We start from the raw sequence: 26100 nt of genomic DNA on the forward strand, positions 1-26100 counted from the left end.
CAACCTTTCCAATTTCACTTTAGGATAGATCGGGTTCCTTTCGAGACAACTCCACGACGACGCCACAACAACAACCGGATCCGCCATGAAACTTGATAAATTTTCCCGTTATCCGCTGACTTTCGGCCCCTCACCGATCACCCCGCTCAAGCGCCTGAGCGAGCATCTCGGTGGCGACGTCGAACTCTATGCCAAGCGCGAGGACTGCAATAGCGGCCTCGCTTTCGGCGGCAACAAGACGCGCAAGCTCGAGTATTTGATCCCCGAAGTGCTCGAAGGCGGCTACGACACTTTGGTGTCGATCGGTGGCATTCAATCCAACCAGACCCGTCAGGTTGCCGCCGTCGCCGCGCATCTGGGGCTCGAGTGCGTGCTGGTGCAGGAAAACTGGGTGAACTATCACGACGCCAGCTATGACAAAGTCGGCAATATCGAACTGTCGCGCATCATGGGTGCCGACGTGCGTCTCGATCCCGCCGGCTTCGATATCGGCATCCGCGAGAGCTGGGAACGCGCCATGGAAAGCGTACGTGCGAAGGGTGGGAAGCCGTATCCGATTCCCGCCGGCTGTTCCGAACATCCCTACGGCGGGCTGGGTTTCGTGGGTTTCGCCGAGGAAGTCCGCCAGCAAGAGCGCGAGCTGGGCTTCACCTTCGATTATATCGTCGTCTGCTCGGTCACCGGCAGCACTCAGGCCGGCATGGTAGTGGGCTTTGCTGCCGATGGGCGCGCCCGCCAGGTGATCGGTATCGATGCTTCGGCCAAGCCGGAACAGACCCACGCCCAGATTCTGCGGATCGCCCAGAACACCGCCGAACTGGTCGAGCTCGGGCAGCCGATCAGCGCCGACGACGTAGTGCTCGATACCCGCTTCGGCTATCCGGAATATGGCCTGCCCAATGACGGCACGCTGGAAGCGATTCGCCTTTGCGGCCGACTCGAAGGTGTACTCACGGATCCGGTCTACGAAGGCAAGTCGATGCACGGCATGATCGAAAAGATCCGCCTGGGCGAATTTCCGGCGGGTTCGAAAGTGCTTTACGCTCATCTGGGCGGCGCACCGGCATTGAGCGCCTATGCCGAGCTGTTTCATCAGGGCTGAGCCGAAAGACGACAACTCCGAAAACCGCAGAGGCGTGCCGGCCACGCCTCTGCGGTATGCTGATTGCCATCCTCTTTTGCCGGAACCTCTGCCGATGTCCAACGCTTCCGCTCACACCTCCGCTCAAACATCCGCTCGACCGCCGCTGGCCGAGATCGTGACCTGGAACGCCACCACACTATCGCGACGCATCCATGATCGATCGGTTTCCTGTCGCGAGGTCATGATCGCCTACCTCGACCATATCGACGCCATGAACCCTCTCGTCAACGCCATCGTCTCCCGCCGCGAACGCGCGCCGCTACTCGAAGAGGCCGAGATCGCCGACCGCGAACTTGCTGTCGGGCGGTCACGCGGTTGGATGCATGGTTTTCCTCAGGCGATCAAGGATCTCTCTGACGCCGAGGGCCTGCCGACCATTCAAGGTTCGCCGCTTCTCGTCGGGCAAATTGCCGCCGAGGACAGCCTGATGACGGAGCGCATGCGAGCCGCCGGCGCCATCATCATCGGCAAGACCAATACACCGGAATTCGGCCTGGGCTCGCAATCCTACAACCCGGTATTCGGCGCCACTCGTAACGCCTTCGATCCTTCGCTTACCGCCGGCGGGTCAAGCGGTGGCGCGGCGGCGGCACTTGCCATGCGGATGCTGCCGGTCGCCGACGGCAGCGACATGATGGGCTCGTTGCGAAACCCTGCCGCCTTCAATCACGTGATCGGCTTTCGCCCTTCGTTCGGTCGGGTGCCCGGCCTCGCCGCCGACCCGTTCGGCCAGCAGCTTGCCACCAACGGCCCGATGGGGCGAACCGTCGAAGACGTGGCGCGGCTCCTCGACACGCAATCCGGTTTCGATTCGCGCGTTCCGCTGTCGCTGGGAGAGCCGCTGGTCTCCGACGGCGTCGGTATTTCTCCGGCGCTAGAACGTGACGTTCGCGGCGTAAAAATCGGCTGGATGGGTGACTGGCAAGGACATCTGGCCATGGAATCCGGCTTGCTCGCCCTGTGCGAAGCGGCGCTGACACGCTTTATCCGGGTTGGCTGCGATGTTGAGGAAGTCGATCTGCCCCTCGATCCCGAGGCGCTCTGGGAGAGCTGGACGACGCTGCGCCATTGGGCCGTCGCCGGCAATCTGGGCGCGCACTACGCCAACACCGACAACCGCGCCCAGCTCAAACCTGAAGCCCGGTGGGAAGTCGAGCATGGCCTGCGGCTCTCGGCGCAGGACATTCACGTTGCCAACGTGCAACGTGGCGATGCCTACCGCGCCTGGAACGCCCTGTTCGAGCGCTGCGACTACTTGATCATGCCCAGCGCGCAGGTCTTTCCGTTCGACGTGGAGACACACTGGCCTCGCGAAATCGCCGGGCGAACGATGGACACCTACCACCGCTGGATGGAAGTGGTGATTCCTGCCTCGATGCTCGGCGCCCCGGTGATCAATCTGCCAACGGCGTTGAGCGATAACGGTCTGCCGATGGGCTTTCAGCTGATCGGAAAGCCCCGCGACGACTGGGGCGTGCTACAGCTGGCGCGCGCCTTCGAAAAGGCCAGTGGCGATCTGGCGAGGATGCCGCCCACGCTTGGCATGTGACCGCGACCGGACCTGGGTCAGGAGGCCAGAAGCTCTTCGGGGAGCGCCTGCAGCGCGTCGTAAGCCGCCAACACCGTAGCCCGCTGTGCCGCCACGCCAGCCTGAAAATCGGTGCCGTAGATCGTTTCGTCGGGATATTCGGTAATCAGCGTCATCGGTACCCGGTGACGATCATCCTCGGCGACCAGACACGGAAAGCCGTTGATCATGTCGAAGCCGGTGTCGCCGGCATGGATTTCGAACAACGCGATCTGACGGTCGTTGAACGCGCGCAGCCCCGGCACCTCGTTCAGCGCCAACGTGACCGCCTCGATCAGCGCACGTGAAGTGTCGGCCCAGCCGAGCTTATGTCGCAACACCAGGAAGAACCCCTTGGGCAGCGTCCACATCTCGAACCCCCGCGGGATGTACCCCGACAGCGGGCGCGTCCATTCATGCGCCGGATACCCGTGAAGATTGAGGTGTAATGGCGCATCGGCCAGCCGCTCGGCTTCGACGCGGATTGCCTTCTCGTGAAGGGTCGCGCCTTCACGGTACTCCAGATCATCGCCCAGCGCCGTGTAGCGGGCGGCGTGATGCATGTGCCGAGGATTATCGCCGATCAGACGTTGATGCAGTGCATAGCCGTCCGGGTTCTCCAGCGGGCAGAGCGTGAAATGCACCCCTTCTCGTGCAGCGAGAACAGCCGCTGCCTGCAACGTGCCCGAGGGGGAGCTGGTTTCGTTGGCGTGCTGGCCCGCCGAGATGATCATCGCGCGATCGCTGCCGGCAAGGTAACGCCCTGTGATTCGGCGCCCCGCTACCGAGGTCGCGTGAAACTCGACCCCGCCAAGGGTCGCCAGCTCGTCGGCGATCTGTATTTGCGATAACGGGCGGGTAACCGCCTCGAGCGGCTCGCGGTGAGTGGAAATCGACTCACGATCGTAGGCTCGGGTTTCCACCCGAATCTCGCACTCCTTGCCGTAACGGATCTCCGGCACGATCTGCCCCGGCTGCAGGTGGCGATCCCCCAATGGCCTTCCCGAGCGGCGCTGAAACACTTCCAGCAGCGAGAAATAGAACTCCTCGTGCAGTGCCTCGCGTAGCGACAGCGCTTCATCGGCGTAGCCGAGTGTCTCGTCCGAGATCGGCACCGTCGCCGTGATGCTAAGCTCTTCGAAATAGGGTTCGCACTGCCAGTCGGCGTCGCGAATCGCCGTCATCGTCTCGACGAACAGCTGCTCGTAGGCCGTCGTCAACACGCTCGCGGAGCCATCGACGATCTGCCAGCCGCAGGGAGAAAGGGTCGTCTCATCCGCAAAGTCGACATGACGACGGTTGGGCGCTAACACTTCCAGACTCTCGTCTCGCCCACCGGCGTAGGTCAACCGCAGACGATAGACAGGCAGTTCATCACGCACGTCGCCCGCCGTGAACTGAAAACCAACGCCGGGATAGAGCGCCGATAGCGGATAGCTTTCCAGCAGGAAGCGCGCCGGCTTGGCGGATGGATGCCGAGGATAGACGACCTCGACGCTTTCCAGACCCTCGATCACGATCTCCTCGCGGAAGGCGCAGACCAGCGGTTTGTAGGCCGAGCGACAGCGTGCGGTGATGCCTCGGCTCGCCAGTCCTTCCTCCGCAGCCAGCCGCGTCGCCCGGTCGTCGAACGTCCAGGTCTCCAGCGTCATCGCCTTAGACTCGGCGACAAAACGGTCGAGTGTGGCGGAATAGCGTTTTTCGAACAGGATCAACGGTTTGTCCTTCCGGTGGGGTCGAGCAGATCGCGCAACCAATCACCCAGCAGGTTGAGGCCGAGCACGGTGCACAGGATGGCCAGTCCCGGGAATACAGAGATCCACCAGGCGGTCTGCAAGTAGGTACGGCCTTCGGCCAGCATCCCGCCCCAGGAGGGAATCGTTGGATCGATCCCCAGTCCCAGAAACGTCAGCGAGCTTTCGAGAAGAATGTTGTTGGCCACGTTCAAGGTCATCAGCACGACCACCGGCCCCATCAAATTGGGCAGGATATGACGCAGGATGATGGCACCGTTCTTCACCCCGATGGCTCTCGCCGACAGGATGAATTCGCGCTCCCGAAGCGTAAGCACCGAACCACGGACAAGCCTTGCGTACTGTACCCACTGGCTGACGATCAGCAGAGTGATCGTATTGGTCAATGAGCCACCCAGGATGGCCACGAAGGTGATAGCGAGCAGAATGAACGGCAATGCGAGCTGGATATCGGCACAGCGCATCACGATCATATCCCAGATCCCGCGGTAGTAACCCGAGACGAGGCCCATCACCACACCGAACACCACCGAACCCATCACCGAGAGAAAACCGACCTTCAGGGATATCCAGCCGCCGACCGCCACACGGGCCAGCACGTCACGCCCGAGAGCATCCGTGCCGAAAAGATGCGCAGCGTCCTGGAACGGCATCAGCAGCCGCGTGGAAAGACTTATCTGACCCGGAGGTGCGAACAGCCAGGCCGAGAAGACCACGCAGAAGACGACCCCGCCCAGCAACAGGAAGCCGAGCACGAACTCCAGCGACGCAAAGCGGCGCAAGCGAGGTGGCGCAGCAAAAGCCATGGTTTATTTCGTCCGAATTCGAGGGTCGACAATGCCGTAGGCGATGTCGACGAGCAGATTGATGCCGACAATCAGCAACGACAGGATCATGATCACCGACTGCAGTACCGGGTAGTCGCGGGCCGCGACAGCGTCGAAGGCCAGCGTTCCCATGCCAGGCCAGTTGAAAACTCTTTCGATCACCACGATTCCTCCCAGCAGAGCACCGAACTGCAGACCGAAATAGGTGATCAAGGGAATCGCGCAATTGCGCAACGCATGCTTGTAAAGCACCTTGCGCTCTGACAACCCCTTGGCGCGCGCCACCATGATGTATTGCGAGTTCAGCGTTTCGAGCATAGTGGTTCGCACCAGCCTCACGTTGGTCGCGGTCAGAATCACGCCCATCGTCGCCGCTGGCATGATGAAGCTTGCAAAGCCGGACATGCCGGAGGGCGGCAGCCACCTCAAAGTGATCGAGAACAGCAGCACCAGCATGGTCGCCAGCCAGAAATTAGGGAAGCTCAGGCCCAGCAACGAAAAGATGCGAATCAGTTGGTCGCTGCCGCGCCCCCGCGCCACGGCGGCACGGATACCCAACGGAATCGAGACGACGATCGACACGAACATCGAGGCGAATGCCAGCGAGAGCGTTGCGGGTAGCGCCTTGTCGACCAACAGGTTGACGGGGGTACCACCGACGAAGCTGTTACCGAGATCCCAGGTCACGAGACCGCGCAACGAATCGAGGTACTGAACGAGAAACGGCTGATTGAGCCCTAGTCCTTCTCGGATCCGGTCGAGATCCGCCTGGGTGATGTTGGTCGCACCCTGGGCGATCATCAGCGCAGGATCGCCGGTCATCCGGATCGCCACCGCCACGATCAGGCTCACCGCAATCACGACGAAGACCGCCTGCGCAAAGCGCTTCACGATAAATCCAATCACATCCCGGGCTCCGTCGAATGAAGAAAGCCCCGCCCGCGGAGGGGGCGAGGCAAGAAAAGCGGCTTATTCGACTTCGACATCATTGAGTCGCATCCGGTTATCCGGCGCCGGCACGAAGTGTTTCACGCGTTTATTGACACCGTAGATCGCGTTGAGACTGTAAAGGGGCATCTCCAGCGCGCGGTCCGCTGCGTAGTGGGCGATCTGCTGCAGAATCCGCTCGCGTTCCGCGGGATCGGTCAACGAGCGCTGGCTCTCCAGCAGTTCGTCCATCTTCGGGTCGCTATCGTAGGGGTTCCACTTCTGACCGCTGTGATACATCGCATAGGCGGTATTGTCGAAATCGAACGTCCAGCCGCCCCATGACTGCTGGAACATGGCGCCGGTCTTGCCTTGGGGAATGATGTCGTTGAGCAGCGTATTGGTCTCGACCGGATGGATCGAGGCCGTGATCCCGACCATCGATAGATAGGCGGAAATCGCCTGGGTAACTTCGGTAAAGGTCGCGTCGTTACCGCGAATATCGATCTGGACCTGTGCTCCCGGCGACACGCCGGCTTCCTCGAGCAACTGCTTGGCCTTGTCGGGATCGTAGGGCAGCGGCTGCATGTCCGGATCGAAGCCGAAGGAGCGCTCACCCTGGAACGAGGCGATGACCTGGGCCTGGCCGCCGAGGATCCCGTCGACGATGGATCTACGGTCGACCGCTATGATCAGAGCCTTGCGCACCCGCTCGTCTGCGGTAATGCCTTCGGCGGTATTAAAACGCAGGGCATAGACCGTCGGGCCCGAGGTGGTGACCAAATCGAGATTGTCGTCCTCCTCGATCGTCGGGATCATCGCGATCGGAATGGTCGGCGGGATGACCACATCGACGCCACCGGACTGCAGTTCGGCCACGGCGGTCGACGGCTCCGAGATGAAACGATAATCCAGCTCCGATAGCTTGGGGCCGTCACCCCAGAAGCCCTGGTAGGCCTTTAGCTTGATGCCCACTTTCGGCTCGTAGGAGACGAACTGAAACGGACCGGTGCCGACAGGATGAGTATTGAAATACGTCTCGCCGTGTTCCTTGATGTACTGTGGCGGCACGATCATCGCACCGTAACCGGCGAGCTTGGTGAGCAGTACGGGATCCGGGGCCCTGAGATGGAAATCGACGGTATTGTCGTCGATCACCTCGACGCGTTCGATGGCCGTGTAGTTCGACTGCTGCGGCCCCTTGGCCCCTTCCTCGCCCAGCAGACGATCGAAAGTGAACTTGACCGCCTCGGCATCGAATGGCTCGCCGTCATGGAACGTCACCCCTTGGCGCAGCTTGAAGCGAATGCGCGTGCCATCGTCCAGAACGTCCCAGCTGGTAGCCAGTGCAGGCACCAGTTTCATATCCGGCCCCCGGTAGGTCAGGCCATCGAACAGATTGGTGCCTACGGAAGCCCAGTTGATCAAGAAAGTATCCACAGGATCCCAGGAGCCAGGGTCCTGCGGGGATGACACCGTCAATCTGCCATCCGCGCAGACCGGCGAGGCGAGAGCGCCGCTGACGAGCAGAAGGCCCAAAGCGGAAACAGTGATTTTCTTGAAGGACATCATTGACGACATCGAGATATCTCCCTTGCTTGATTGGTGTTGTTCTTTCCTATGCCGGACACGTTTCTGTCTTTCAAACACGTTCCTGCGCGACGAAATGGCCACTGGCGATTTCGCGTAGCGGGTTTAGCGCCGGGGGCGCATTCACCGGATGAATAGACGAGGGGATTTCACCGGTCAGCGCCACCCGCTGACGACGAGCCGACGGGTCCGCCAACGGAACGGCAGAAAGCAGACGCTGGGTATAAGGATGCGCCGTACGTTCGAACACGTCGGTCCGCTTGCCGATTTCCATGATCTGGCCCAGATAGAGTACCGCGACCCGATGACTCATTTTCTCGACGACCGCCATGTCGTGGCTGATGAAGAGATATGACAGCCCCTCTTCTCGTTGCAGATCCATGAATAGATTGATCACTTGGGCCTGAACCGAGACATCGAGCGCCGACAATGCCTCGTCGGCGATGATCAGGCGGGGCTTGGAAGCCAAGGCACGAGCAATACAGACCCGTTGACGCTGGCCTCCCGAGAATTCGTGGGGATAGCGGCTAGCCATATCCGCTGACAAGCCGACCCGCTCCAGTAGCTCACCGACACGGCGGCGGGTAGGAGCGCCGCGATCGAGCAGGCCATGGGTGAGAATCGGCTCGGCGATGGAGTCGCCGACCGTACGTCTCGGGTCGAGTGAGGCGAACGGATCCTGGAAGATGTATTGCACCTCGCGACGCAGACGCTGTCGCTCGGCAAGCTTCATCTTCGACATCGGCTTGCCATCGAACCAGACTTCGCCGTTGGCCGACTCCTGCAACTGCTGGATCGTACGCCCGATCGTAGACTTGCCCGAACCACTTTCACCGACCAACGCCAGCGTCTCACCAGGGTAGATCTCGAACCCGACCCGAGAGACCGCGAAATTACGATGGGTGGTACGTCCCCAAAAACTCTTCTTCACGTCGAAGTGAATCGACAGGTCCTCCACGCGCAGCAGCGGCGGTACCGTGTAGTCGGCCGTGTCCTGCTGCCGATCGTCACCCTCTTTTACCAGTTCACCATTTCGCAGCACGGTCAGCGGTGTCCGTCGAGGATGCGTGAAGCCCTGCATGGCGCCCAATTTGGGCACGGCGGCAAGCAGCATTCGCGTGTAGGGGTGCCGGGGGCAGGAGAAAATCTCTTCGACCGCCCCCGCTTCGACTTTCTCGCCCTGCCACATCACGACGACGTCGTCGGCCATTTCGGCGACGACGCCCATGTCATGCGTAATGAAGATCATTGCCATGCCGAGCTCGGCCTGCAGATCCTTCATGATATTGAGGATCTCCGCCTGAACGGTGACATCGAGGGCGGTGGTGGGCTCGTCGGCAATCAGCAGCTTCGGCCGACAGGCCAGCGCCATCGCAATCATGACGCGTTGGCGCATGCCACCCGAGAGCTGGTGTGGATAGCGCGCAAGCAGAGCCTTTGCGTCCGGCAGGCGAACCAACACCAGCAGGCGCTCGGCCTCGACCATGGCTTCAGCGCGCGAGCGCTTTTCATGGAGGATCAACACTTCGCAGAGCTGATCGCCGATGGTAAATACCGGGTTGAGCGAAGTCATCGGTTCCTGGAAGATCATCGCGATCTCCTTGCCACGAATCCGACGCATCGCTTCCTGGTCGCACTTCAGTAGATCGACGCCTTCGCCTGCCCCCGACGAGAACAGAATGCGTCCGCTGGGGAAACGGGCGCCCGCCATATCGGCAAGCCGCATGATCGACATCGACATCACCGATTTTCCCGAGCCGCTCTCCCCCACCACTGCGGTGGTACGCCCTGGGAACACGTCGAAAGACAAATCTTTGATCACTGGCGAATTGCCGAAGCTGACACTCAACTCGTCAATGTGAAGAATCGGGGTCAACCCCTGCTTATTCATGGCATCCCTGGATGTCTTGGCCGCTTCGCCAGCCCGATTTGCGGGCACCCGATCGATATTCCGGCAGCCAGGCCCGTTTGGAAAGCGCGAAGAGCCGTCCTGGAAACAAGGCGAAATGGAGGCAAATGGGGACTGAATCGGACACACGTAGGTCCGAGGAGGAGACTTTCTCGAATTCTGACATCAACGCTGCCTGGTTATTTTTATCGAGCGGGGTGCCGCCTAGCTCGCCAATATCTATAAATCATTGGCGAATTGTCAACATTTTACCCATCCCGTCACACGCCTGGTCTCAAAAGAATATGCGCCCCCGCGCTATGGAGAGTGAGCGCAAGGAGTTTTCCCTATACGCTCACTCACCCGCCACGTTCAGAATACGAACGTCAGCAACAGATTGAACACCAGCGCGGCAATGAAGCCGAGAGGCGCGGCGCGGAAAAGGAGCTTGGGCAGCAGGCCCGAACGCGCTTCGTCCGTCGGGCAGGAGCCGAGAATCAAGCTGCCGCCGGAGGAAAATGGCGAGATCGAGGTGGCCTGCGCGCCGACGACGATGGCGATGAAGATGATCATCGGATCGATCGAGAGCGTGCCGGCCAGTGTTGGCACCAACGGGAACAAAGCCGGCGTGACCACGCCCAGCGTACTCGCAAACAGCGACATGAACGCGGCGACGATGCCGAACGCGACGGGAATCAGCACCGGCGGAATGTTGGTCCCGATCCAGGAGCCGAGCAGATCGATAGTCCCGGCCTTGATTGCCACCGAGATCAGCATGCCGACGCCGCAGATCATGATGATCGTGCCCCACGGTAGCGAGGCAATCGCCTTGCGCTCGTCGCCCAGTTTCATCAGCAGCGCGATGACCGAGAACACGCTGGCGATCAGGCCGATATCCACCTTGGAATTGACGAAGGTCACGGCGCCGTTATCGGGCAGTAACAGGCTGGCGATCGGCGGCAGCAGCACGGTGGCCATCATCAACAGAGTCAAGATCAGTGTCGAACGCTGATCCCGATCGAGCGGGCTGGGGTGCTCGATATGCTCCAACGACGCCATGGCCGTGCCCCGCTTGCGGCCGAACAGAATCAGGCCGGACAGCACGACGATCGGCACGATCATGGTACTGGCGAAGATGCCGAAGCTGTTGATGAAAGCCTGATTGTCGGAGATCCCCGAGTTGGTCATCAGCGTGCGGAAGATGATGCCGCTCTGGCTGGAAACGAAGTTGGCGCCCGCCAGCGCACCGTAGTTGACCGCCATGGCACCGACGATCAGATTGAGCTTGGTGCGCTCGCACAGCAGTAGCGTGATCGGTGCCATGAATGCCAATACCGTGTAATAACCGGCCCCCAGAGCGGAAATCACTACCGCTGCCAGGAAAATCGCGAAGGGCAGCAGATGTGGAAAATGCCGGCAGCGGTACATCAAATGTTCGGCGAGCTTTTCCAGCGTGCCGTTGACGATCGCGAAGCTGTAGAACAGGCACACCGAGAAGATGATGAAGAATATCTTCAGCGGCCACATGGCGATCACTTCCTTGGGGCTCAAACCCAGCCCGAAGCAACCGATCAGGTAGGCGAAGGCAATCGCGAACAGCCCGATATTGATCCTGGTGCGATACCCGAGAATGATAGAAACGATGATCGCTCCCACCACCAATAGACTCATCATGTTCCCGCTCCCCTTGGTGCTTGTCTTGATGGACTTGTTCTAATGCATTCGGCCTGACGGGCTCGTCGTGACAGACCCGCGCTACCCCTTGGCGCACCGACCTTCAGCCGCTTCGATCGATGTGGAACAGTCTCGCCGGGTTATCGACCAGAATGCTTCGACGTTCAGCGGCATCCGGTAGCAAGGTCTGCATCAGCGCGAACTGCGTGTCGTAATCGGTCTGGGCTTCGAACCGCGTATGTGGCCAGTCGCTGCCCCATAGCAGTCGTTCGCTATGGCCATAGGCGTCGCGTAGGCGATCGATCGAACGCAACGCTTGGACCGAATGCGCGCGGCTGCGATACGTGGCCGACAGTTTGACCCAGATCTCTTCGCTCGAAAGCAGAGACAACAGTGCCCGATGGTGCGAGTTGACCGGATCGATCTCACCCGAGGGCAAGCCGAAATGGTCGATCACCACCGCCACACCGGCGTTCAGGATCTGGGGCAAGATCTGGTCCAGATCGTCCATGCCACGTTGTATCTCTACCGACCAGCCGCGCTTCGATACTTTGGCGAATAGCGCGCGCCACGGCGCGCTACGATAATCATCCAGTGGTTGACCGATCAGATTGAGTCGGATGCCTACGACGCCCGCCTCGGCCAGCTCGTCAAGCTCCTCGTCGCTCACGTCACGCTTCACCACCGCGGTGCCGCGCAGGCGTTGCGGGAATCGACGTAGCGCCGTCAGCATGTAGTGGTTGTCGGTCCCCAGGAAGCTAGGCTGTACCAGTACGCCATGGGAGAGGCCGCAGTGCTCGAGATGCTCGAGATACTGCTCGAGGGTCGCATCGTAATCCGGGCTGTAGCGACGATCTCCGGCCAGCTTCAGCCCGCGATGAAAGATGTGTGCGTGAGTGTCGACTCCGGTCAGCCCGGCAGAGGAAAGTAGCGTCATGGATGGCCTTTGTTGATTGGCATGAACACCTTACGGCGAGCGACACGTTATACCTTGGCAAAAGAACTATTCATATAGTTGTATAGCTACAGCAATCATACATCGCATTAGTCGTACTCTTATTCTTGTTCGACTAAAGATGAGAATATTGGTGATACAGTTGTTTGAAATAACATGGGGAACATCTATGAGGGGAATAAGCTCCATGACAGACGAACGTCTGCCGCTGTACCAGCGACTGCGTGATGACATGCTGGCGAAGATCGCGGCCGGAGAATGGACGCCCGGCGGCGCCATTCCGACCGAAGCCGAGCTGACCAAACATTACGGGGTTGCCGTAGGAACCCTGAGAAAGGCCGTGGACACGCTGGTCCAGGACGGGCTGATGAAGCGCAGCCAAGGGCGTGGCACCTTCATTCTGCGGCCCAACTTCGAAGGTTCGCTGTTCCGCTTCTTCCGTCAGGTTGACGCCAAGGGTGATCGCCGGATACCTGAGAGCCGAATTCTCGAGCGCCAGTTGGAATCTCCCGCTCAGGACGTCGCAAACGCCCTTGAGCTGGAACTTTCGGAGAAGGTCATTCGGCTGGAGAGGATCCGTCAGTTCGACGGAGCTACCCTTTATCACGAAGATATCTGGCTGCCGGCAAGACGTTTCGAGGCCTTGATGCAGATCGAGATCGACGACTTCGGCAATCTGCTCTATCCGTTCTACGAGTCACGATGCGGCCAGCTGATCGGCTCGGCCCGGGAAACGCTTAGCGTCGAGTCAGCCAGTCCCGATGTTGCCAATATTCTCGATCTCGATGCCGGTCAGCCGGTAGTCCTGATAGAGCGACTGGCGCTGGGTTATGACCGCACGCCGCTGGAATATCGGCGCTCCCGGGGCGCCGCGAGCACCTTCCGTTATCAGGTCGATATCACCTGACATCGAGTCTGTCCGGTTGGCGCCATCGCAATAGGTGGCGCCCGAGCCCCCGCTCGAGAAAGTTCTGAGCCCCCAGCCAGATCCTCGCAACTGCCATTTCCCTGACGTCTCGCTCCGAGCGATGGCCGAGAAAAAGACCTCAGTCGGGTTCGTGCAACGTGATCACCGGGCAAGAGGCGACGTGCGACACCTTGTGAGACACGCTGCCGACCAACAAGCCCTTCAGATCGCTGAGGCCACGGCTGCCCATGATGATGGTGTCGACGCCAAGCCTGTCGGCCTGCTCGACGATGACACGGGCCGGTGGCCCCTCCACCACGAGATAGGCAACATCACCCACCTCATCGCCCACGGACAGCCGGGCCTCCCTGAGCAGCTGTTCACCGTGCTCTCGCCCTTTCGTCGACGTATAGTCGAGCGCACTCGCGCCAAGGCGGGCACCGAGAGAATCAGTGGCTGGCGGCGGCTCGGGTACATGAAGAAGATGAAGCTTGGCCCCGCTGGCACGCTGAATCAGACAAGCGAGCTCTAGCGCCTTGCGCGCGTTTTCGGAGCCATCGATAGGAACCAGAATCTGCTGTGTCATGATCGCCATCCCCCAGAGTAGGAACTGACGCGGTTTGACCACTGACGTTAACAGGCGGATGCCCTGGGTTCAGCATAGTCAATCCCGCGCCATGGGAGATGGCGTAAAAGTCTAATTAGCCCGCTTCAGCGCGATACCTTCAACTCGCTTCGGCGTATTTAGCCGCGGCCTGATCGACATGGATACAGGCAACCTCGACCTGGTCGTTGACGTGCTCCAACGGCGGATCGACCTGGGTACACTCATCAGTCGCCAAGTGGCAGCGCGGCGCGAATGGGCAACCCGGCGGCGGCGCCAGTGGCGACGGCGGCTCCCCTTTGAGATGCACGCGCTCGCGCCTGCGGTTCGGATCCGCCACCGGCGTGGCCGAAAACAGCGCCTGGGTGTAAGGATGCCGCGGCTTCGTAAACACCTCCTCCGCCGGCCCGGTTTCCACCGGCTGACCGAAGTACATCACGATCACGTCGTCGGCGATGCGTCGTACCACCGAGAGATCGTGCGAGATGAACACGTAGGCCAGCCCGAACTCCTCCTGCAGATCCGCCAGCAGATTCAACACCTGCGCCTGAATCGACAGATCCAGCGCCGAGACCGGCTCGTCCAGCACTAGAATCTTGGGATTGAGCATCAAGGCCCGTGCAATGGCGATACGCTGGCGCTGGCCACCGGAGAACATGTGCGGGTAGCGATCGGCATGTTCCGGGCGCAGCCCGACCTTGGCGATCATCTCCAGCGCCGCTTCACGTCGCTCGGCCGCGCTCATCTCCTTGCGGTTGAGCTTGAGCGGTTCTTCCAGCATGGTCGCTACGGTCTTGCGCGGATTGAGCGAGCCGTAAGGGTTCTGGAAGATGATCTGCACCTCGCGGCGCAGTGCGGCCGGGGGGCGCTGCCCTTCCTTCAACGATACCTCGTGCCCGCTGATCGTCAGCTTGCCGCTGGTGGGCGGCTCGATCATCGTCAGCACGCGAGCCAGTGTCGACTTGCCACAACCGGACTCGCCGACCACGGCCAGCGTCTGCCCGGGATAGAGTTCGAAACTCGCTTCGTTGAGTGCCTTGACCGTCGCCGGTTTGGAGAACGGCCCACCCTTGATCTGATAATGGCGCGTAAGATTGACGGCACTCAGTACGGCGTCGCGGCTCATGGACGCACCTCCGGTCGCGGCGGATTCGGGGAAGGTGGATTCGACGACAGCGGATCCTGCGGCGGTGAATCTTGCGATGAAGCGGCCGAAGGCGGAGTGCCGGCCGCCGGATGATCCAGCGGATAGTGACACAGCGTGCTGGCGGGATCGTCCGGCGCCGCCACCGGCTCCACCTCTCGGCAGTGCTCGGTGGCATATTGGCAACGCGGATTGAACAGGCAACCGCTGGGGCGATCGTGCTGGCCGGGGACGACGCCAGGGATGGTCGGCAGGCGATCCTGATCGCCGGCGCGCTCCGGCAGCGCCGACAGCAGCGCCTCCGTGTACGGATGGCGCGGATGCGCAAACAGCGACTTCACGTCCTGCTTCTCGACCTGACGGCCGGCGTACTGAACCACTACGTGCTTGGCGGTTTCCGCGACCACACCCATGTCGTGAGTGATCAGGATCAGCGCCATGCCAGTATCTTCCTGCAGTCGCAGCAGCAGCTCGAGAATCTGCGCCTGGATAGTGACGTCGAGTGCCGTGGTCGGCTCGTCGGCGATCAGCAGGCGCGGATTACAGGAGATCGCCATGGCGATCATCACGCGCTGACTCATCCCGCCGGAAAGCTGATGGGGATAGGCCTTGATCCGTCGCGCCGGGTCAGGAATGCCGACCTGCGCCAGCAGATCCAACGCCCGCTCGTGGCGCTCGCGGCGCGAGCCGCCTAGGTGCTGCTTGATCATCTCGTCGATCTGGGTGCCGACGGTGAAGCAGGGGTTCAAGCTGCTCATCGGCTCCTGAAAGATCATCGACATCTCGCCACCGACAATACGCCGGCGCTGTCGTGAACTCAGCTGCTGTAGATCCTGGCCGTCGAAGGCCATCTTGTCGGCGGTGACCTGCGCCGTCCACGGCAACAGGCCCATGGTGGCGAGCATCGACACCGACTTACCCGAGCCGGACTCCCCCACGATCGACCACACTTCGCCGCGGTCGACGTTGATGTCGACGTCCTCCACGGCGGCAAACAGGCCGCTACTGGTCTTGAAGCGAACGCTGAGCCCTTCGATATCTAGTAATGCCATGATGGGTCCTCGCGCGTTAAGAGCGTTTCATCTTGGGATCGAGCGCATCGCGCAAACCGTCACCCATCAGGTTGATCATCAGTACCGTGAGCAGAATGATCAGCCCAGGGAACGTGACTGCCCAGTAGGCGCTACCCATGAACTCACGGGCATTGGCCAGCATCGCGCCCCACTCCGGCGTCGGCGGCTGCACGCCCATGCCGAGAAAGCCCAGCGCCGCGATATCGAGAATCGCAGTGGAGAAAGAGAGCGTCGCCTGCACGATCAGCGGTGCCATGCAGTTGGGCAGCAGCGTGTTGAACATCAACCTCAGATGCCCGGCGCCGGAGAGCCGGCTGGCGATGACGTACTCGCGATCCTTCTCGCCGATCACTGCCGCCCGAGTCAAACGCACGAAATAAGGCAGCTGTACCATTGCAATGGCGATCATCGCGCTGGTCAGGCCGGGGCTGAGAATGGCCACCAGGCCCAGCGCCAGCAGCAGGCTGGGAAATGCCAGCACCACATCCATCACGCGGGTAATGACGGTCTCGACCCAGCCGCGGAAATACCCGGCCAGTAGACCGAGAAAAATGCCTACGCCCATGGAGATCACTACTACCATGGCGCTGATCGAGAGCGAATAGCGCGCCCCGTAGATCAATCGCGAAAGCACATCGCGGCCGACGGCATCCGTCCCCAGTAGATAACTCCAGCTACCTTCGGCATGCCATACCGGCGGTATCAGTAACGCCGAACGATCCTGCATCGCCGGGTCATGCGGGGCGACCCAGGGGGCGAACAGCGCGACCAGCAGGATGAAAATAATGAAAATCAGGCCGACCAGCGCGCCGCGGCTGGCGCTGAAGTCGCTCCAGAAAGACGCCAACTGGTAGCGAAGGGTACCGGGCGCAGCGGGGGTAGAAATCGCAGTCATGATGGAAGCCCCCTCAATGACGAATGCGCGGATTGATGACGCCATAGGCGAGATCAACCAGCAGATTGACGATCATCACGATGAACGCGATCAGCACCAGACCACCCTGTACCGAGGGATAGTCGCGTCGCGAGATCGCATCGATCATCCATTTACCGATCCCCGGCCACGAGAAGATCGTTTCGGTCAGAATCGCCCCCGCCAACAGCAGGCCGACCTGAAGGCCAATCACCGTTACCACCGAGATCAGCGCATTGCGCAGGGTATGCACCATGATCACACGGAAGTTCGACAGCCCCTTGGCCCGCGCGGAGCGCACGTAGTCCTCGCCAAGTACCTCGAGCATCGAGGAGCGGGTCTGCCGCGCAATGACCGCCAGCGGAATCGTGCCCAGCACGATTCCCGGCAGAATCAGGTGATGAAGCGACGAGAGGAACGCGCCCCAATCGCCAGCGAGCAGGCTGTCGATAGTCATGAAACCGGTGACGGGCTCGATGAAGTACAGAAACGAAATGCGTCCCGAAACCGGCGTCCATCCCAGCGTGCTGGAGAACAGCATGATCAGCAGCAGGCCCCACCAGAAGATCGGCATCGAGTAGCCGGTCAGACTGATACCCATGATGGAGTGATCGAGCGTCTTGCCGCGCTTGACCGCCGCCAGCACGCCGGCGGGCAGGCCGATGATGACGGCAAACGTCAATGCGAATAGCGAAAGTTCGAGCGTGGCCGGAAAGCGGCTAAGGAACTCATTCATCACCGGCGCATGAGTTACCAGCGAATTGCCGAGATCGCCATGCAGCAATCCCTTGAGAAAATCGAAATATTGGACGACCAGAGAGCGGTCGAAGCCCATTTGAGACTTGAGCTGAGCGTAGCGCTCGGCGGAAATGCCGCGCTCCCCCGCCATCAGCAGAATCGGATCGCCTGGCAACAGACGAATGAAAGAGAACGCAACGATGGTGACGCCAATGAACGTCGGGACCAGCTGCGACAGCTTGACCAGAAAAAATTTGAACATGTTTGGAGTACTGCTAGTCACGCGTTAAGACGCGGGGCGGCTGTTGAAGCCGCCCCGCGTCCTCGCTAGGAGAGAATCACTCGATGTCGACGCCTTCGAAGCTATGGCCGCCGAGCGGATCGATCTTGTAGCCGGTCACTTCCTTACGGATCGGCATGAAGACCGTAGAGTGGGCCAAGGTGTCCCAAGGTGCCTGCTCCTTGAAGATTTGCTGCGCCTGCTTATAGAGCTTGGCACGCTCGTCCTGATCATCCAGCGTACGTGCTTTCTTGATCAACTCGTCGAATGGCTTGTAACACCACTGCGAGCGGTTGGCACCACCAACACCATCACAGCCGAGCAGCACGCCCATGAAGTTGTCCGGGTCGCCATTGTCGCCCGTCCACCCCAGGATCACGGCACCATCGCGTTTGGTATCCGAAGAGCGCTTGAGGTATTCGCCCCACTCATAGGTGACGATCTGTGCATCGACACCGACCTTGGACAAATCCGATTGCATCAATTCGGCGGTACGCCGCGCATTGGGCATGTACGGACGCTGAACCGGCATCGCCCAGATATTCATCTTCAGGTTCTCGACGCCCGCATCCTTCAGCATCTGCTTGGCTTTGTCGGGATCGTACTGGTCGTCCTTGACCTCGTCGGCATAGCCCCACATGGACGGCGGGATCGGGTTCTTGGCCACTTCGCCAGCGCCCTGGAACACCGCATCGATGATCGCCTGCTTGTTGATTGCCATGTTCAGCGCCTTGCGCACTTCCGGCTTGTCGAACGGCGCCATCTGGGTGTTGTAGGCCAGGTAGGCCACGTTCAGCCCGGCTTCCTGCAGTACGTTGACGTCGTCGTTCTGCTTCATGTCATCGACATCGGCCGGGTTCGGGAACGGCATCACCTGGCACTCGCCCGCCATCAGCTTCTGATAGCGCACCTGAGCGTCGGAGGTGATCGCAAAGACCAGGTCGTCGATCGGCTGCTTGCCACGGAAGTAGTCCGGATTCGCCTTGTAGCGAATGGCCGCATCTTCACGATAATTGACGAACTGAAACGGACCGGTGCCGATCGGCTGCTGGTTGGCCAGCTCCGGCTTGCCCTCGTCGAGCAGTTGCTGCTCGTATTCCTTGGAGTGAATCGACGCGAAGTCCATCGCCAGATTGGCGACGAACGGCGCATTGGGCGTGGTGAGCTCGAACTTGACGGTGTGATCGTCGACCTTGTCGATAGACTTGATCAATTCGCCCATCGACATCGAGTTGAAATACTCGAAACTGCCGTTGGCGAGCTTGTAATACGGGTTTTCCTTGTCCATCTGACGCTCGAACGTCCAGATGACGTCGTCGGCGTTGAGCATACGGCTCGGTGTGAAGAAGTCGGTGGTCTGGAACTTGACGTCGTCGCGCAGGTGGAAAGTCACTTTCAGGCCGTCATCCGAGACTTCCCAGCTCTTGGCGATGGCGGGCTCGACTTCTGTCGTACCCGGCTTGAACTGCACCAGACGGTTGTAGATCGTCTTGCTCGACGCGTCGAAGGTGGTGCCAGCGGTGTAGAGGGAAGGATCGAAGCCTTCCGGCGAACCTTCGGAGCAGTAGACCAGCGTCTTGGCCATGACCGGAGTCGCGCCCAGCATCATGGCGGCGATGCCAGCCGCAAGCAGCGTCTTCTTCATCATCAATCTCCTGCACAGCACTCGCTGTTATTGTGGTGTCGGCTTGTGGCCGATTGTCATTGTATTGCCGGCCGGTCAGGCAGCCAGCAGTCGGCACAGACTAGAGCGTGAAGTAGCGTTTAATCAATTGGCCGATAGCGTGAGATAGACCGGTTGCACTGAATGGCCGTTCAGTCTAGATAGCTGCAAGAGGCCCGCTCAGCCACGCCGGACAAGATCGGGCCGGCGCTGTCGCTACTGTTGAATCTGCTCGCCGGCGGCCAGCCATTCTTCGACCTGGCCCTGGTTTTCGTCGAGCCAGGTTCGCGCACCCGCGACCGGATCATCCTGAGACTCGATCTCAGACATCAGCTCGCCGAGGCTTTCGTCGCTCATGTGCCAGGCATCGAGCACAGCGGTCAGCCACGGATCATCCTCGGAAAATCCCTCGCGAGAGAACCAGTAGATGGTGTCGCCGTTGCCATAGACCTTATCGGGATCTTCCAGATACTTCAGATCATAGTCGGCAAACGCCCAGTGCGGATTCCACAACGTGACTACGATCGGCTTTTCGTTCCGATAGGCATTATCGAGCGCGGACATCATCGCCGGCTCGGAACTGTTTACCTGGTCCAACGGCAACTCATAGGTCTCGATGGCATCGTCGGTCATTCCGGCAATGGCGGAACCCGGATCGATACCCAGGATCGTCGGGCTGCCCTGATATTCGAACTCTTCAGCGTGTTTCGCCAGCTCCGGAATGGTGTCGATGTCGACATAGCTTGGCACCACCAGCCCCAGACCGGTCCTGTCATACCAGGCATCATGAACCTCGAGCGTATTCTTGTAGGGTGCCAGAAATGCCTTGTCGGTATACGGCAGCCACAGTTCCAGCGAGAGATCGAAGTCACTGTTGGCCAACCCGGCAAAGAGAGCGCTCTTGCCGACATCCGACAGCTCGACATCGTAGCCTTGGTCGTCGAGGACCAGCTTCCACAGGTTGGCCACAGCGACGTTTTCCGCCCAATTATTGGTGCCGATGACCAACGACTTTTCCTGAGCTTGTGCCTGAGCGGTAGCTGCCAGGGTGAATAGCGCGACAGCGGCGAAAGGGTAAAAGGCTTTTTCCATAATCTTGTATCCCTGCTCATCGTCAAAAATCAAAACACAGCGTTATGAGTATCCGGATATTAAAGGAGATTGCTACCGCTGACGCCCATCAGCCATTACTGTCCCAAGGGATATCGGCCAACCTGCTTTTCCTTTACCCAGGACCATTTTCACGCAAGCAGGTTGGCTACACTCAGGATTACCGCCCTCGAGAAATGTCCAAGAACCAGGGTGTGCAAGGAGTATCTACAAACGTTCGATGATCGGCGGGAGAAAAACGATGACCGAAACAGAAGCGCTGCATCTCGCCGCGAGCGTTCAGAAAGCCTGCATCGAGGCCGCTCTGGCGGGCTACGAAAATGCCGCCCTTTCCGGCCTGTGCCAGGAAGGTGCCATCGAAGCCGCGATCAGCGCCATCCAGATGCTGGATTTAGATGCGCTGGCGACGATATCGGGCAATCCGCAGGATCCAATGTAGATCGACACATGCCGACATACGTCGGGTTATTCTGCTCAATGTCCTATAACTTTCGTCTAACAGGCGTCGACGGGGTAGGCGTTTATGCTGGCCCACTCTTTGTATGACAAAGGGGTTAGCGCACCGCTGGATGTCTTTGCGTGCCTTTCCTTTGTCATCGCCTTACGCACCCGCCGAAGAGCCAGATCATGGAACAAGACGTCACTCTCTCGCTTCGAGATGCCGAAGCGCTAAGTTTGCGCATTCTCGGCAATGCCGGATTCAACGAGGCCCACGCCAGTGCGATCACGCGCAGCGTCGTCGCGGCACAACGCGACGAGTGCCATTCCCACGGCCTTTATCGCCTCGTTAGCTGCGTGGAAACGGCCCGGAAGGGAGGCGTCGATACCCAAGCCGAGCCGGAGACCATCGATCAGGCACCCGGCATCGTGAGGGTCGATGCCAATCGCGGCAACTCGCTGCTCTCTTTCGAACGAGGCAAGGCGTTCCTCAAGGAAAAAGCCGAGCGTAACGGCATTGCCGTGCTCGCCATCAACAACTGCTTCCACTTCTCCGCGCTATGGCCCGAGGTAGAAGCGCTCGCAGAGATGGGCCTGGTGGGCCTGGCGATGAACCCGACTCACGCCTTCGTCGCTCCTACAGGTGGCAACCGCCCGCTGCTCGGCACCAATCCCATCGCGTTTGCCTGGCCGCGACCGGGCAAGCAGCCTTACACCTTTGATTTTGCCACCAGCGTCGTCGCTCGAGGAGAGATCGAGCTGCACAAGCGCGCCGGAGACTCGATCCCCGAAGGCTGGGCACTGGATGACCAGGGCAACGCGACCACAGACCCGCAAGCCGCGCTCGACGGCGCCATGCTCGCCTTCGGTGGCCACAAAGGTTCGGCGCTTTCGACCATGATCGAACTCCTCGCCGGCCCTTTGATCGGCGACGTGCTGAGCCACGAAACTCAGCCCGCCAACGACGACGGCACCGGCAAGCCTTACCATGGCGAAATCATCCTCGCCCTCTCCCCCGCCACGTTTTTAGGCGACCGCGCCGACGAGCATCTGGCCCATGCGGAAGTGCTGTTCGAAAGCATCATCGATCAAGGCGCCCGGCTGCCCTCGCAGCGCCGTTTCGAGGCACGGGAGCGCAGTCGCGTTAATGGCGTCACTATCCCGGCTCGACTGTATAAAGAGCTGCAGAAGCTGACGTAAGAGCCTGCTGTATCAACGCCGGAGAGGGTCTGCTCCCGCGCGCTCCGTCGTGGCGCTTCCAATTCCTGTCTGCCATTCCATCATCGCCGTGGTGCTGGTCTATCCAGTTGCGCTTTCGGCAAGTGCCTTCATCGAATTTCACAGCGTTTTCATAGAATCCCTCAATACCTTCCTGTTTTGATAAGTTGCCACTCCCGCCGCTGACTCAAGGCTCTTCTTCATCACCGCTCATGCAAGCTTCCCAAGGCACGCGCTCGCTGAAAAACCACATCGCTGCCTGTACTTGCGATCTCATGCCACGATGGGAATGAAAGGAAAAGCCATATCGGCTGCCAAAAACATGCGACCAATGGAGAATATTGAAAACCAATAAAGCATTTGAGAAAGAAAACGAAAGATAGTTTAATCAATTCGAAAGGATATGAAGAATGACTGGACAGGAAAGACGTGAGGCGATCGTTCATCACCTAGCCAAACACGAACGTATCCGCGTGGATGAGTTGGCCAGCCATCTCGAGGTTTCGGCAGTCACCATACGCAGCGATCTGCGACTGCTCGAAGAAGCCGGCTACGTGCTGCGCATGCATGGCGTCGTGGTGTTGAGCCAGAACACCTCCGCAGAAATCGCGTTTGCGGAACGCCGCAAGAAACACTCGGGCGTGAAGGGCAGGATCGGCGCGGAAGCGGCAAGGCTTGTGAAGGACGGCGACTCGATCATTCTGGACGCTGGTACCACCACCCTGGAGGTCGCCCGCCACTTGAAACAGCACGAGGGGCTACTGGTGATGACCAACGGCCTGGACATCGCGATGGAGCTGTCCCACGCCCCGGGTATCGAAGTCATCGTGCTAGGCGGAAGACTGCGCAAGACGGCGCTCTCGTGCTCGGGAGCCGAAGCGGAAGGCAGCCTGGCGCATCATCGCTTCGACCGTCTTTTCCTGGGCGTGGACGCCATGGAGCTGAACCGGGGCCTGACGACCGATCACGAGAACGAAGCGAGCCTGAATCGCGCCATGATCGAGATTGCCGATGAAGTGGTCGCCGTCACCGACTCCAGCAAGGCCGGGCGCAAGAGCGTGCATCTCGTCAGCACTTTTGACGGCATCGACCGGCTGGTCACGGACGATCAGTTGCCTGACGCGTATACCGACACACTGCGCCAGAAGCACAACGTCGACGTCATTCTTTCATAGCCGCATCGAACACAGGATCAATTCGGGAGGTGATGACATGAATCCGCTGAGTGAGCTGATCGCTCGCCACAAGCAGGGCGAGCCCGTCGGGATCTATTCCGTCTGCTCCGCGCATCCGCTGGTGCTGGAGGCTGCGCTGCGCCAGGCCCACGCCTCGAACGGCCTGGCGCTGATCGAGGCGACCTCCAATCAGGTCGATCAGACCGGCGGTTATACCGGCATGACGCCCGCCGACTTCCGTGATTTCGTCATCTCGATCGCGGAAAAAGTCGGGCTGCCCGCCCAGCGCATCATCCTGGGCGGCGATCACCTCGGCCCCAATCGCTGGCAGAACGAAAGCGCCGAGGTGGCCATGGTCAACGCCGAAGAGCTGATTCGCCATTACGTCGCGGCAGGCTTCGAGAAGATTCATCTGGATTGCAGTATGTCCTGCGCCGATGACCCCACGCCGCTGGGCGACAAACGCGCCGCCGAACGTGCCGCCCGCCTCGCCGCTATTGCCGAGCAGACTGCCGAGGAACAATTCGGCGAAAGCCGGCTTCTGTACATCGTCGGCACTGAAGTCCCCGTTCCCGGCGGCGCCCGTGAGTCGCTCGATTCAGGAATCACGCCGACGTCGCCGCAGGCCGCGCGCGACACGATCGCCGCCCACCGCCAGGCGTTTTCCCGGGTAGGACTGGATGCCATCTGGCCCCGCGTCATCGGGCTGGTCGTTCAGCCAGGCGTGGAGTTCGATCATCTGCACGTCATCGATTACCAGCGCGATGATGCGCAAGCGCTCACTCGGGTGGTCGACGAATACGACCATCTGGTGTTCGAGGCGCACTCTACCGATTACCAGACGCGCTCGGCTCTCGAGGCGCTGGTGCAGGATCATTTCGCCATTCTCAAGGTCGGGCCGGGGTTGACCTTCGCGCTTCGTGAAGCGCTGTTTGCCCTCGAGGACATGGAGACCCTGCTGATCCCCGCCGCCCAGCGCTCTTGCCTGAGCGAGACCGTCGAGCGCCGCATGTGTGAAGCGCCCGGCTACTGGCAGGGTCATTACCACGGCGACGAAGCCCAGCAGCGCTTTGCGCGCCGGTTCAGCCTCAGCGATCGAATTCGTTACTACTGGCCCGACCCCGAGATTCAGGCAGCACAGCAGACGCTGGTGAACAACCTGGCCGAACAGGAGATTCCCCTGCCGCTGCTGAGCCGCTATATGCCCCTGCAGTACCGCCGGGTACGCGAGGGCCATCTGGAAAACCATCCTCATGTCCTGCTGATGGACCATGTCAGCACCGTGCTGCGCGATTACGCCGCAGCCTGCGACCCTTCCTATCATTGCGGAGATCAACCATGAAGTCCGATGACATGCTGAGCGTTTCCGACGCCTCTGCGCGTGGAGCCGGCCATACGGTTCGCGAGATTGCTCAGCAACCACAGGTCTGGCGGACCGCCTTCGATGAACTCCGATCGCAACGCGAGTCGATCGATGCGTTCCTCGAGCCGCTGCTCGAGCGATCCGATCTGCGCGTCGTGCTGACCGGCGCCGGTACCTCTGCCTTCGGCGGGCAGATGCTGGTATCCACCTTGACCGCGCATTTGCGCCGCCCGGTGGAAGCCATCGCCACGACCGATATCGTCTCGCGCCCCCAGCAATGCTTTTTCGACGACAGACCCGTGCTGCTGATCTCCTTCGCTCGCTCCGGCAACAGCCCCGAAAGTATCGCGGCAACCGAGCTCGCGGAGCAGTGCAGCGCGCAGTGTCATCACCTGGTGGTGACCTGCAACCCGCAAGGCAAGCTATATGGCGCCCATGCCGATGCCGAGCGCTCGCTGGTATTGATGATGCCCGAGGCAGCGGACGATCAGGGCTTCGCCATGACCTCCAGCGTGACCTCCATGATGCTGGCGGTGCTCTATGCGTTGGCGCCGACACTCGTCGGGAGCGGCACCATGGATCGCCTGACGGCGGCCACCGAGCAACTCATGAGCGCTCGCTCGTCGGACATCGCGGCGCTGGCAGAGCGCGGCTTCGAACGCATCGTCTATCTGGGCAGCGGTCCGTTCAAGGATCTCGCCCAGGAGTCCGCGCTTAAGATTCTGGAGCTCACCGCGGGCCGGGTCATGGCCTATCACGACACCCCGCTCGGTTTTCGCCACGGCCCCAAATCCCTGCTCGACGAGCGAACGCTGGTGGTCGTGTTCGTCTCCAACGATGACTACGCCCGTCGCTACGATCTCGACATTCTCGACGAGCTCTGCGGACAGATCGGCAGCGACGCCGTCATCGCCATTGCCGCCGAGACCCTGGATCCGGCGCCCCAGTGTGCGCTCTGGTCAGTGGCGGGGATGGCCCGTGAACCGGACTGGGCCCTGCTGTTTCCCTTCCTGGTGCACGCACAGCTGCTCGCGCTCCACGCATCGCTCGCCTTGGGCCGAACGCCCGACAATCCCTTCCCCTCGGGCGAGGTCAATCGCGTCGTCCAGGGCGTCACCATCCATACTTTCGAGCCGACCGCTCACTGA

22 protein-coding genes are annotated in these 26100 nt (G+C 60.5%); 8 read left to right on the plus strand and 14 right to left on the minus strand.

All coding sequences use genetic code 11. The features are described 5' to 3' along the window. Window positions 1–85: 85 nt before the first annotated feature. On the plus strand, window positions 86–1102 hold the full coding sequence (locus DOM27_RS00650; RefSeq protein WP_110654147.1) for a 1-aminocyclopropane-1-carboxylate deaminase: 1017 nt from the start codon (window positions 86–88) through the stop codon (window positions 1100–1102). Window positions 1103–1196: 94 nt separating this feature from the next. Further along, window positions 1197–2693 (plus strand): amidase, encoded by a 1497-nt coding sequence (locus DOM27_RS00655; RefSeq protein WP_110654148.1) that lies wholly within the window; start codon window positions 1197–1199, stop codon window positions 2691–2693. Window positions 2694–2710: 17 nt separating this feature from the next. On the opposite strand, the gene DOM27_RS00660 is transcribed toward DOM27_RS00655, so the two are convergent. The 7 genes from DOM27_RS00660 to DOM27_RS00690 form a co-directional block, all read right to left on the minus strand. After that, window positions 2711–4426, minus strand: a complete 1716-nt coding sequence (locus DOM27_RS00660) for a M14 family metallopeptidase (protein WP_110654149.1) — start codon at window positions 4424–4426, stop codon at window positions 2711–2713. Further along, complete coding sequence (locus DOM27_RS00665; RefSeq protein ID WP_110654150.1) at window positions 4423–5271, minus strand: ABC transporter permease; 849 nt, start codon at window positions 5269–5271, stop codon at window positions 4423–4425. Before DOM27_RS00665 ends, DOM27_RS00660 begins: the two co-directional genes overlap by 4 nt. Before the next feature lie 3 nt (window positions 5272–5274). After that, complete coding sequence (locus tag DOM27_RS00670; RefSeq protein WP_110654151.1) at window positions 5275–6198, minus strand: ABC transporter permease; 924 nt, start codon at window positions 6196–6198, stop codon at window positions 5275–5277. A gap of 63 nt (window positions 6199–6261) precedes the next feature. Continuing rightward, window positions 6262–7800, minus strand: a complete 1539-nt coding sequence (locus DOM27_RS00675) for an ABC transporter substrate-binding protein (protein WP_425353278.1) — start codon at window positions 7798–7800, stop codon at window positions 6262–6264. Window positions 7801–7861: 61 nt separating this feature from the next. Beyond that, window positions 7862–9700, minus strand: a complete 1839-nt coding sequence (locus DOM27_RS00680) for an ABC transporter ATP-binding protein (RefSeq protein WP_110654152.1) — start codon at window positions 9698–9700, stop codon at window positions 7862–7864. A 369-nt stretch (window positions 9701–10069) separates the two neighbouring features. Beyond that, a complete protein-coding gene (locus tag DOM27_RS00685) occupies window positions 10070–11371 on the minus strand; it encodes an SLC13 family permease (protein WP_110654153.1) in 1302 nt (433 codons plus the stop codon). Between the two features lie 103 nt (window positions 11372–11474). After that, on the minus strand, window positions 11475–12308 hold the full coding sequence (locus DOM27_RS00690) for an amidohydrolase family protein (protein WP_110654154.1): 834 nt from the start codon (window positions 12306–12308) through the stop codon (window positions 11475–11477). Window positions 12309–12513: 205 nt separating this feature from the next. Here DOM27_RS00690 and DOM27_RS00695 point away from each other — a divergent pair, with 205 nt between their 5' ends. Further along, on the plus strand, window positions 12514–13233 hold the full coding sequence (locus DOM27_RS00695) for a GntR family transcriptional regulator (protein ID WP_110654155.1): 720 nt from the start codon (window positions 12514–12516) through the stop codon (window positions 13231–13233). Window positions 13234–13372: 139 nt separating this feature from the next. Here DOM27_RS00695 and DOM27_RS00700 read toward each other — a convergent pair whose 3' ends face one another. From DOM27_RS00700 to DOM27_RS00730, 7 genes are all read right to left on the minus strand, one after another. Beyond that, window positions 13373–13819 (minus strand): universal stress protein, encoded by a 447-nt coding sequence (locus DOM27_RS00700; RefSeq protein WP_110654156.1) that lies wholly within the window; start codon window positions 13817–13819, stop codon window positions 13373–13375. 139 nt (window positions 13820–13958) lie between these two features. After that, entirely contained in the window at window positions 13959–14963 is a 1005-nt protein-coding gene (locus DOM27_RS00705; protein WP_110654157.1) for a dipeptide ABC transporter ATP-binding protein, read from the minus strand. After that, window positions 14960–16033 carry an ABC transporter ATP-binding protein gene (locus tag DOM27_RS00710; protein WP_110654158.1) on the minus strand — a complete coding sequence of 358 codons (1074 nt, stop codon included), beginning with the start codon at window positions 16031–16033 and terminating at the stop codon, window positions 14960–14962. The genes DOM27_RS00705 and DOM27_RS00710 overlap by 4 nt, the downstream gene beginning before the upstream one ends. Before the next feature lie 16 nt (window positions 16034–16049). Then, window positions 16050–16949, minus strand: a complete 900-nt coding sequence (locus DOM27_RS00715) for an ABC transporter permease subunit (RefSeq protein WP_110654159.1) — start codon at window positions 16947–16949, stop codon at window positions 16050–16052. Between the two features lie 13 nt (window positions 16950–16962). Next, complete coding sequence (locus DOM27_RS00720) at window positions 16963–17967, minus strand: ABC transporter permease subunit (RefSeq protein ID WP_110654160.1); 1005 nt, start codon at window positions 17965–17967, stop codon at window positions 16963–16965. Window positions 17968–18043: 76 nt separating this feature from the next. Next, entirely contained in the window at window positions 18044–19630 is a 1587-nt protein-coding gene (locus DOM27_RS00725; protein WP_110654161.1) for an ABC transporter substrate-binding protein, read from the minus strand. Between the two features lie 234 nt (window positions 19631–19864). Continuing rightward, window positions 19865–20740: a glycine betaine ABC transporter substrate-binding protein gene (locus DOM27_RS00730; RefSeq protein WP_110654162.1), complete on the minus strand. Its 876-nt coding sequence runs from the start codon at window positions 20738–20740 to the stop codon at window positions 19865–19867. A gap of 259 nt (window positions 20741–20999) precedes the next feature. On the opposite strand from DOM27_RS00730, the gene DOM27_RS00735 reads away from it, so the two are divergent. From DOM27_RS00735 to DOM27_RS00755, 5 genes are all read left to right on the plus strand, one after another. Further along, window positions 21000–21197, plus strand: coding sequence for an acetyltransferase (locus tag DOM27_RS00735; protein WP_110654163.1), 198 nt, complete (start codon window positions 21000–21002; stop codon window positions 21195–21197). A 188-nt stretch (window positions 21198–21385) separates the two neighbouring features. Beyond that, a complete protein-coding gene (locus tag DOM27_RS00740; protein WP_110654164.1) occupies window positions 21386–22396 on the plus strand; it encodes an Ldh family oxidoreductase in 1011 nt (336 codons plus the stop codon). A 428-nt stretch (window positions 22397–22824) separates the two neighbouring features. After that, on the plus strand, window positions 22825–23589 hold the full coding sequence (gene agaR / locus DOM27_RS00745; protein WP_110654165.1) for a transcriptional repressor AgaR: 765 nt from the start codon (window positions 22825–22827) through the stop codon (window positions 23587–23589). A gap of 37 nt (window positions 23590–23626) precedes the next feature. After that, window positions 23627–24931, plus strand: a complete 1305-nt coding sequence (locus DOM27_RS00750; protein WP_110654166.1) for a D-tagatose-bisphosphate aldolase, class II, non-catalytic subunit — start codon at window positions 23627–23629, stop codon at window positions 24929–24931. Beyond that, complete coding sequence (locus DOM27_RS00755; RefSeq protein ID WP_223162247.1) at window positions 24928–26100, plus strand: SIS domain-containing protein; 1173 nt, start codon at window positions 24928–24930, stop codon at window positions 26098–26100. The genes DOM27_RS00750 and DOM27_RS00755 overlap by 4 nt, the downstream gene beginning before the upstream one ends.

Origin of the sequence: Salinicola halimionae (assembly GCF_003206065.1) — a bacterium.
Taxonomy (GTDB): domain Bacteria; phylum Pseudomonadota; class Gammaproteobacteria; order Pseudomonadales; family Halomonadaceae; genus Salinicola; species Salinicola halimionae.

What these genes read in the sequence shown, in the direction of transcription:
- DOM27_RS00710 (WP_110654158.1), bottom strand. Translation starts at nt 16,033, where the DNA reads ATGGCATTACTAGATATCGAAGGGCTCAGCGTTCGCTTCAAGACCAGT.
- DOM27_RS00740 (WP_110654164.1), top strand. Translation starts at nt 21,386, where the DNA reads ATGGAACAAGACGTCACTCTCTCGCTTCGAGATGCCGAAGCGCTAAGT.
- DOM27_RS00675 (WP_425353278.1), bottom strand. Translation starts at nt 7,800, where the DNA reads ATGTCGTCAATGATGTCCTTCAAGAAAATCACTGTTTCCGCTTTGGGC.
- DOM27_RS00720 (WP_110654160.1), bottom strand. Translation starts at nt 17,967, where the DNA reads ATGTTCAAATTTTTTCTGGTCAAGCTGTCGCAGCTGGTCCCGACGTTC.
- DOM27_RS00655 (WP_110654148.1), top strand. Translation starts at nt 1,197, where the DNA reads ATGTCCAACGCTTCCGCTCACACCTCCGCTCAAACATCCGCTCGACCG.
- DOM27_RS00715 (WP_110654159.1), bottom strand. Translation starts at nt 16,949, where the DNA reads ATGACTGCGATTTCTACCCCCGCTGCGCCCGGTACCCTTCGCTACCAG.
- DOM27_RS00725 (WP_110654161.1), bottom strand. Translation starts at nt 19,630, where the DNA reads ATGAAGAAGACGCTGCTTGCGGCTGGCATCGCCGCCATGATGCTGGGC.
- DOM27_RS00685 (WP_110654153.1), bottom strand. Translation starts at nt 11,371, where the DNA reads ATGATGAGTCTATTGGTGGTGGGAGCGATCATCGTTTCTATCATTCTC.
- DOM27_RS00695 (WP_110654155.1), top strand. Translation starts at nt 12,514, where the DNA reads ATGACAGACGAACGTCTGCCGCTGTACCAGCGACTGCGTGATGACATG.
- DOM27_RS00730 (WP_110654162.1), bottom strand. Translation starts at nt 20,740, where the DNA reads ATGGAAAAAGCCTTTTACCCTTTCGCCGCTGTCGCGCTATTCACCCTG.
- DOM27_RS00755 (WP_223162247.1), top strand. Translation starts at nt 24,928, where the DNA reads ATGAAGTCCGATGACATGCTGAGCGTTTCCGACGCCTCTGCGCGTGGA.
- DOM27_RS00665 (WP_110654150.1), bottom strand. Translation starts at nt 5,271, where the DNA reads ATGGCTTTTGCTGCGCCACCTCGCTTGCGCCGCTTTGCGTCGCTGGAG.
- DOM27_RS00735 (WP_110654163.1), top strand. Translation starts at nt 21,000, where the DNA reads ATGACCGAAACAGAAGCGCTGCATCTCGCCGCGAGCGTTCAGAAAGCC.
- DOM27_RS00705 (WP_110654157.1), bottom strand. Translation starts at nt 14,963, where the DNA reads ATGAGCCGCGACGCCGTACTGAGTGCCGTCAATCTTACGCGCCATTAT.
- agaR (WP_110654165.1), top strand. Translation starts at nt 22,825, where the DNA reads ATGACTGGACAGGAAAGACGTGAGGCGATCGTTCATCACCTAGCCAAA.
- DOM27_RS00750 (WP_110654166.1), top strand. Translation starts at nt 23,627, where the DNA reads ATGAATCCGCTGAGTGAGCTGATCGCTCGCCACAAGCAGGGCGAGCCC.
- DOM27_RS00650 (WP_110654147.1), top strand. Translation starts at nt 86, where the DNA reads ATGAAACTTGATAAATTTTCCCGTTATCCGCTGACTTTCGGCCCCTCA.
- DOM27_RS00680 (WP_110654152.1), bottom strand. Translation starts at nt 9,700, where the DNA reads ATGAATAAGCAGGGGTTGACCCCGATTCTTCACATTGACGAGTTGAGT.
- DOM27_RS00700 (WP_110654156.1), bottom strand. Translation starts at nt 13,819, where the DNA reads ATGACACAGCAGATTCTGGTTCCTATCGATGGCTCCGAAAACGCGCGC.
- DOM27_RS00690 (WP_110654154.1), bottom strand. Translation starts at nt 12,308, where the DNA reads ATGACGCTACTTTCCTCTGCCGGGCTGACCGGAGTCGACACTCACGCA.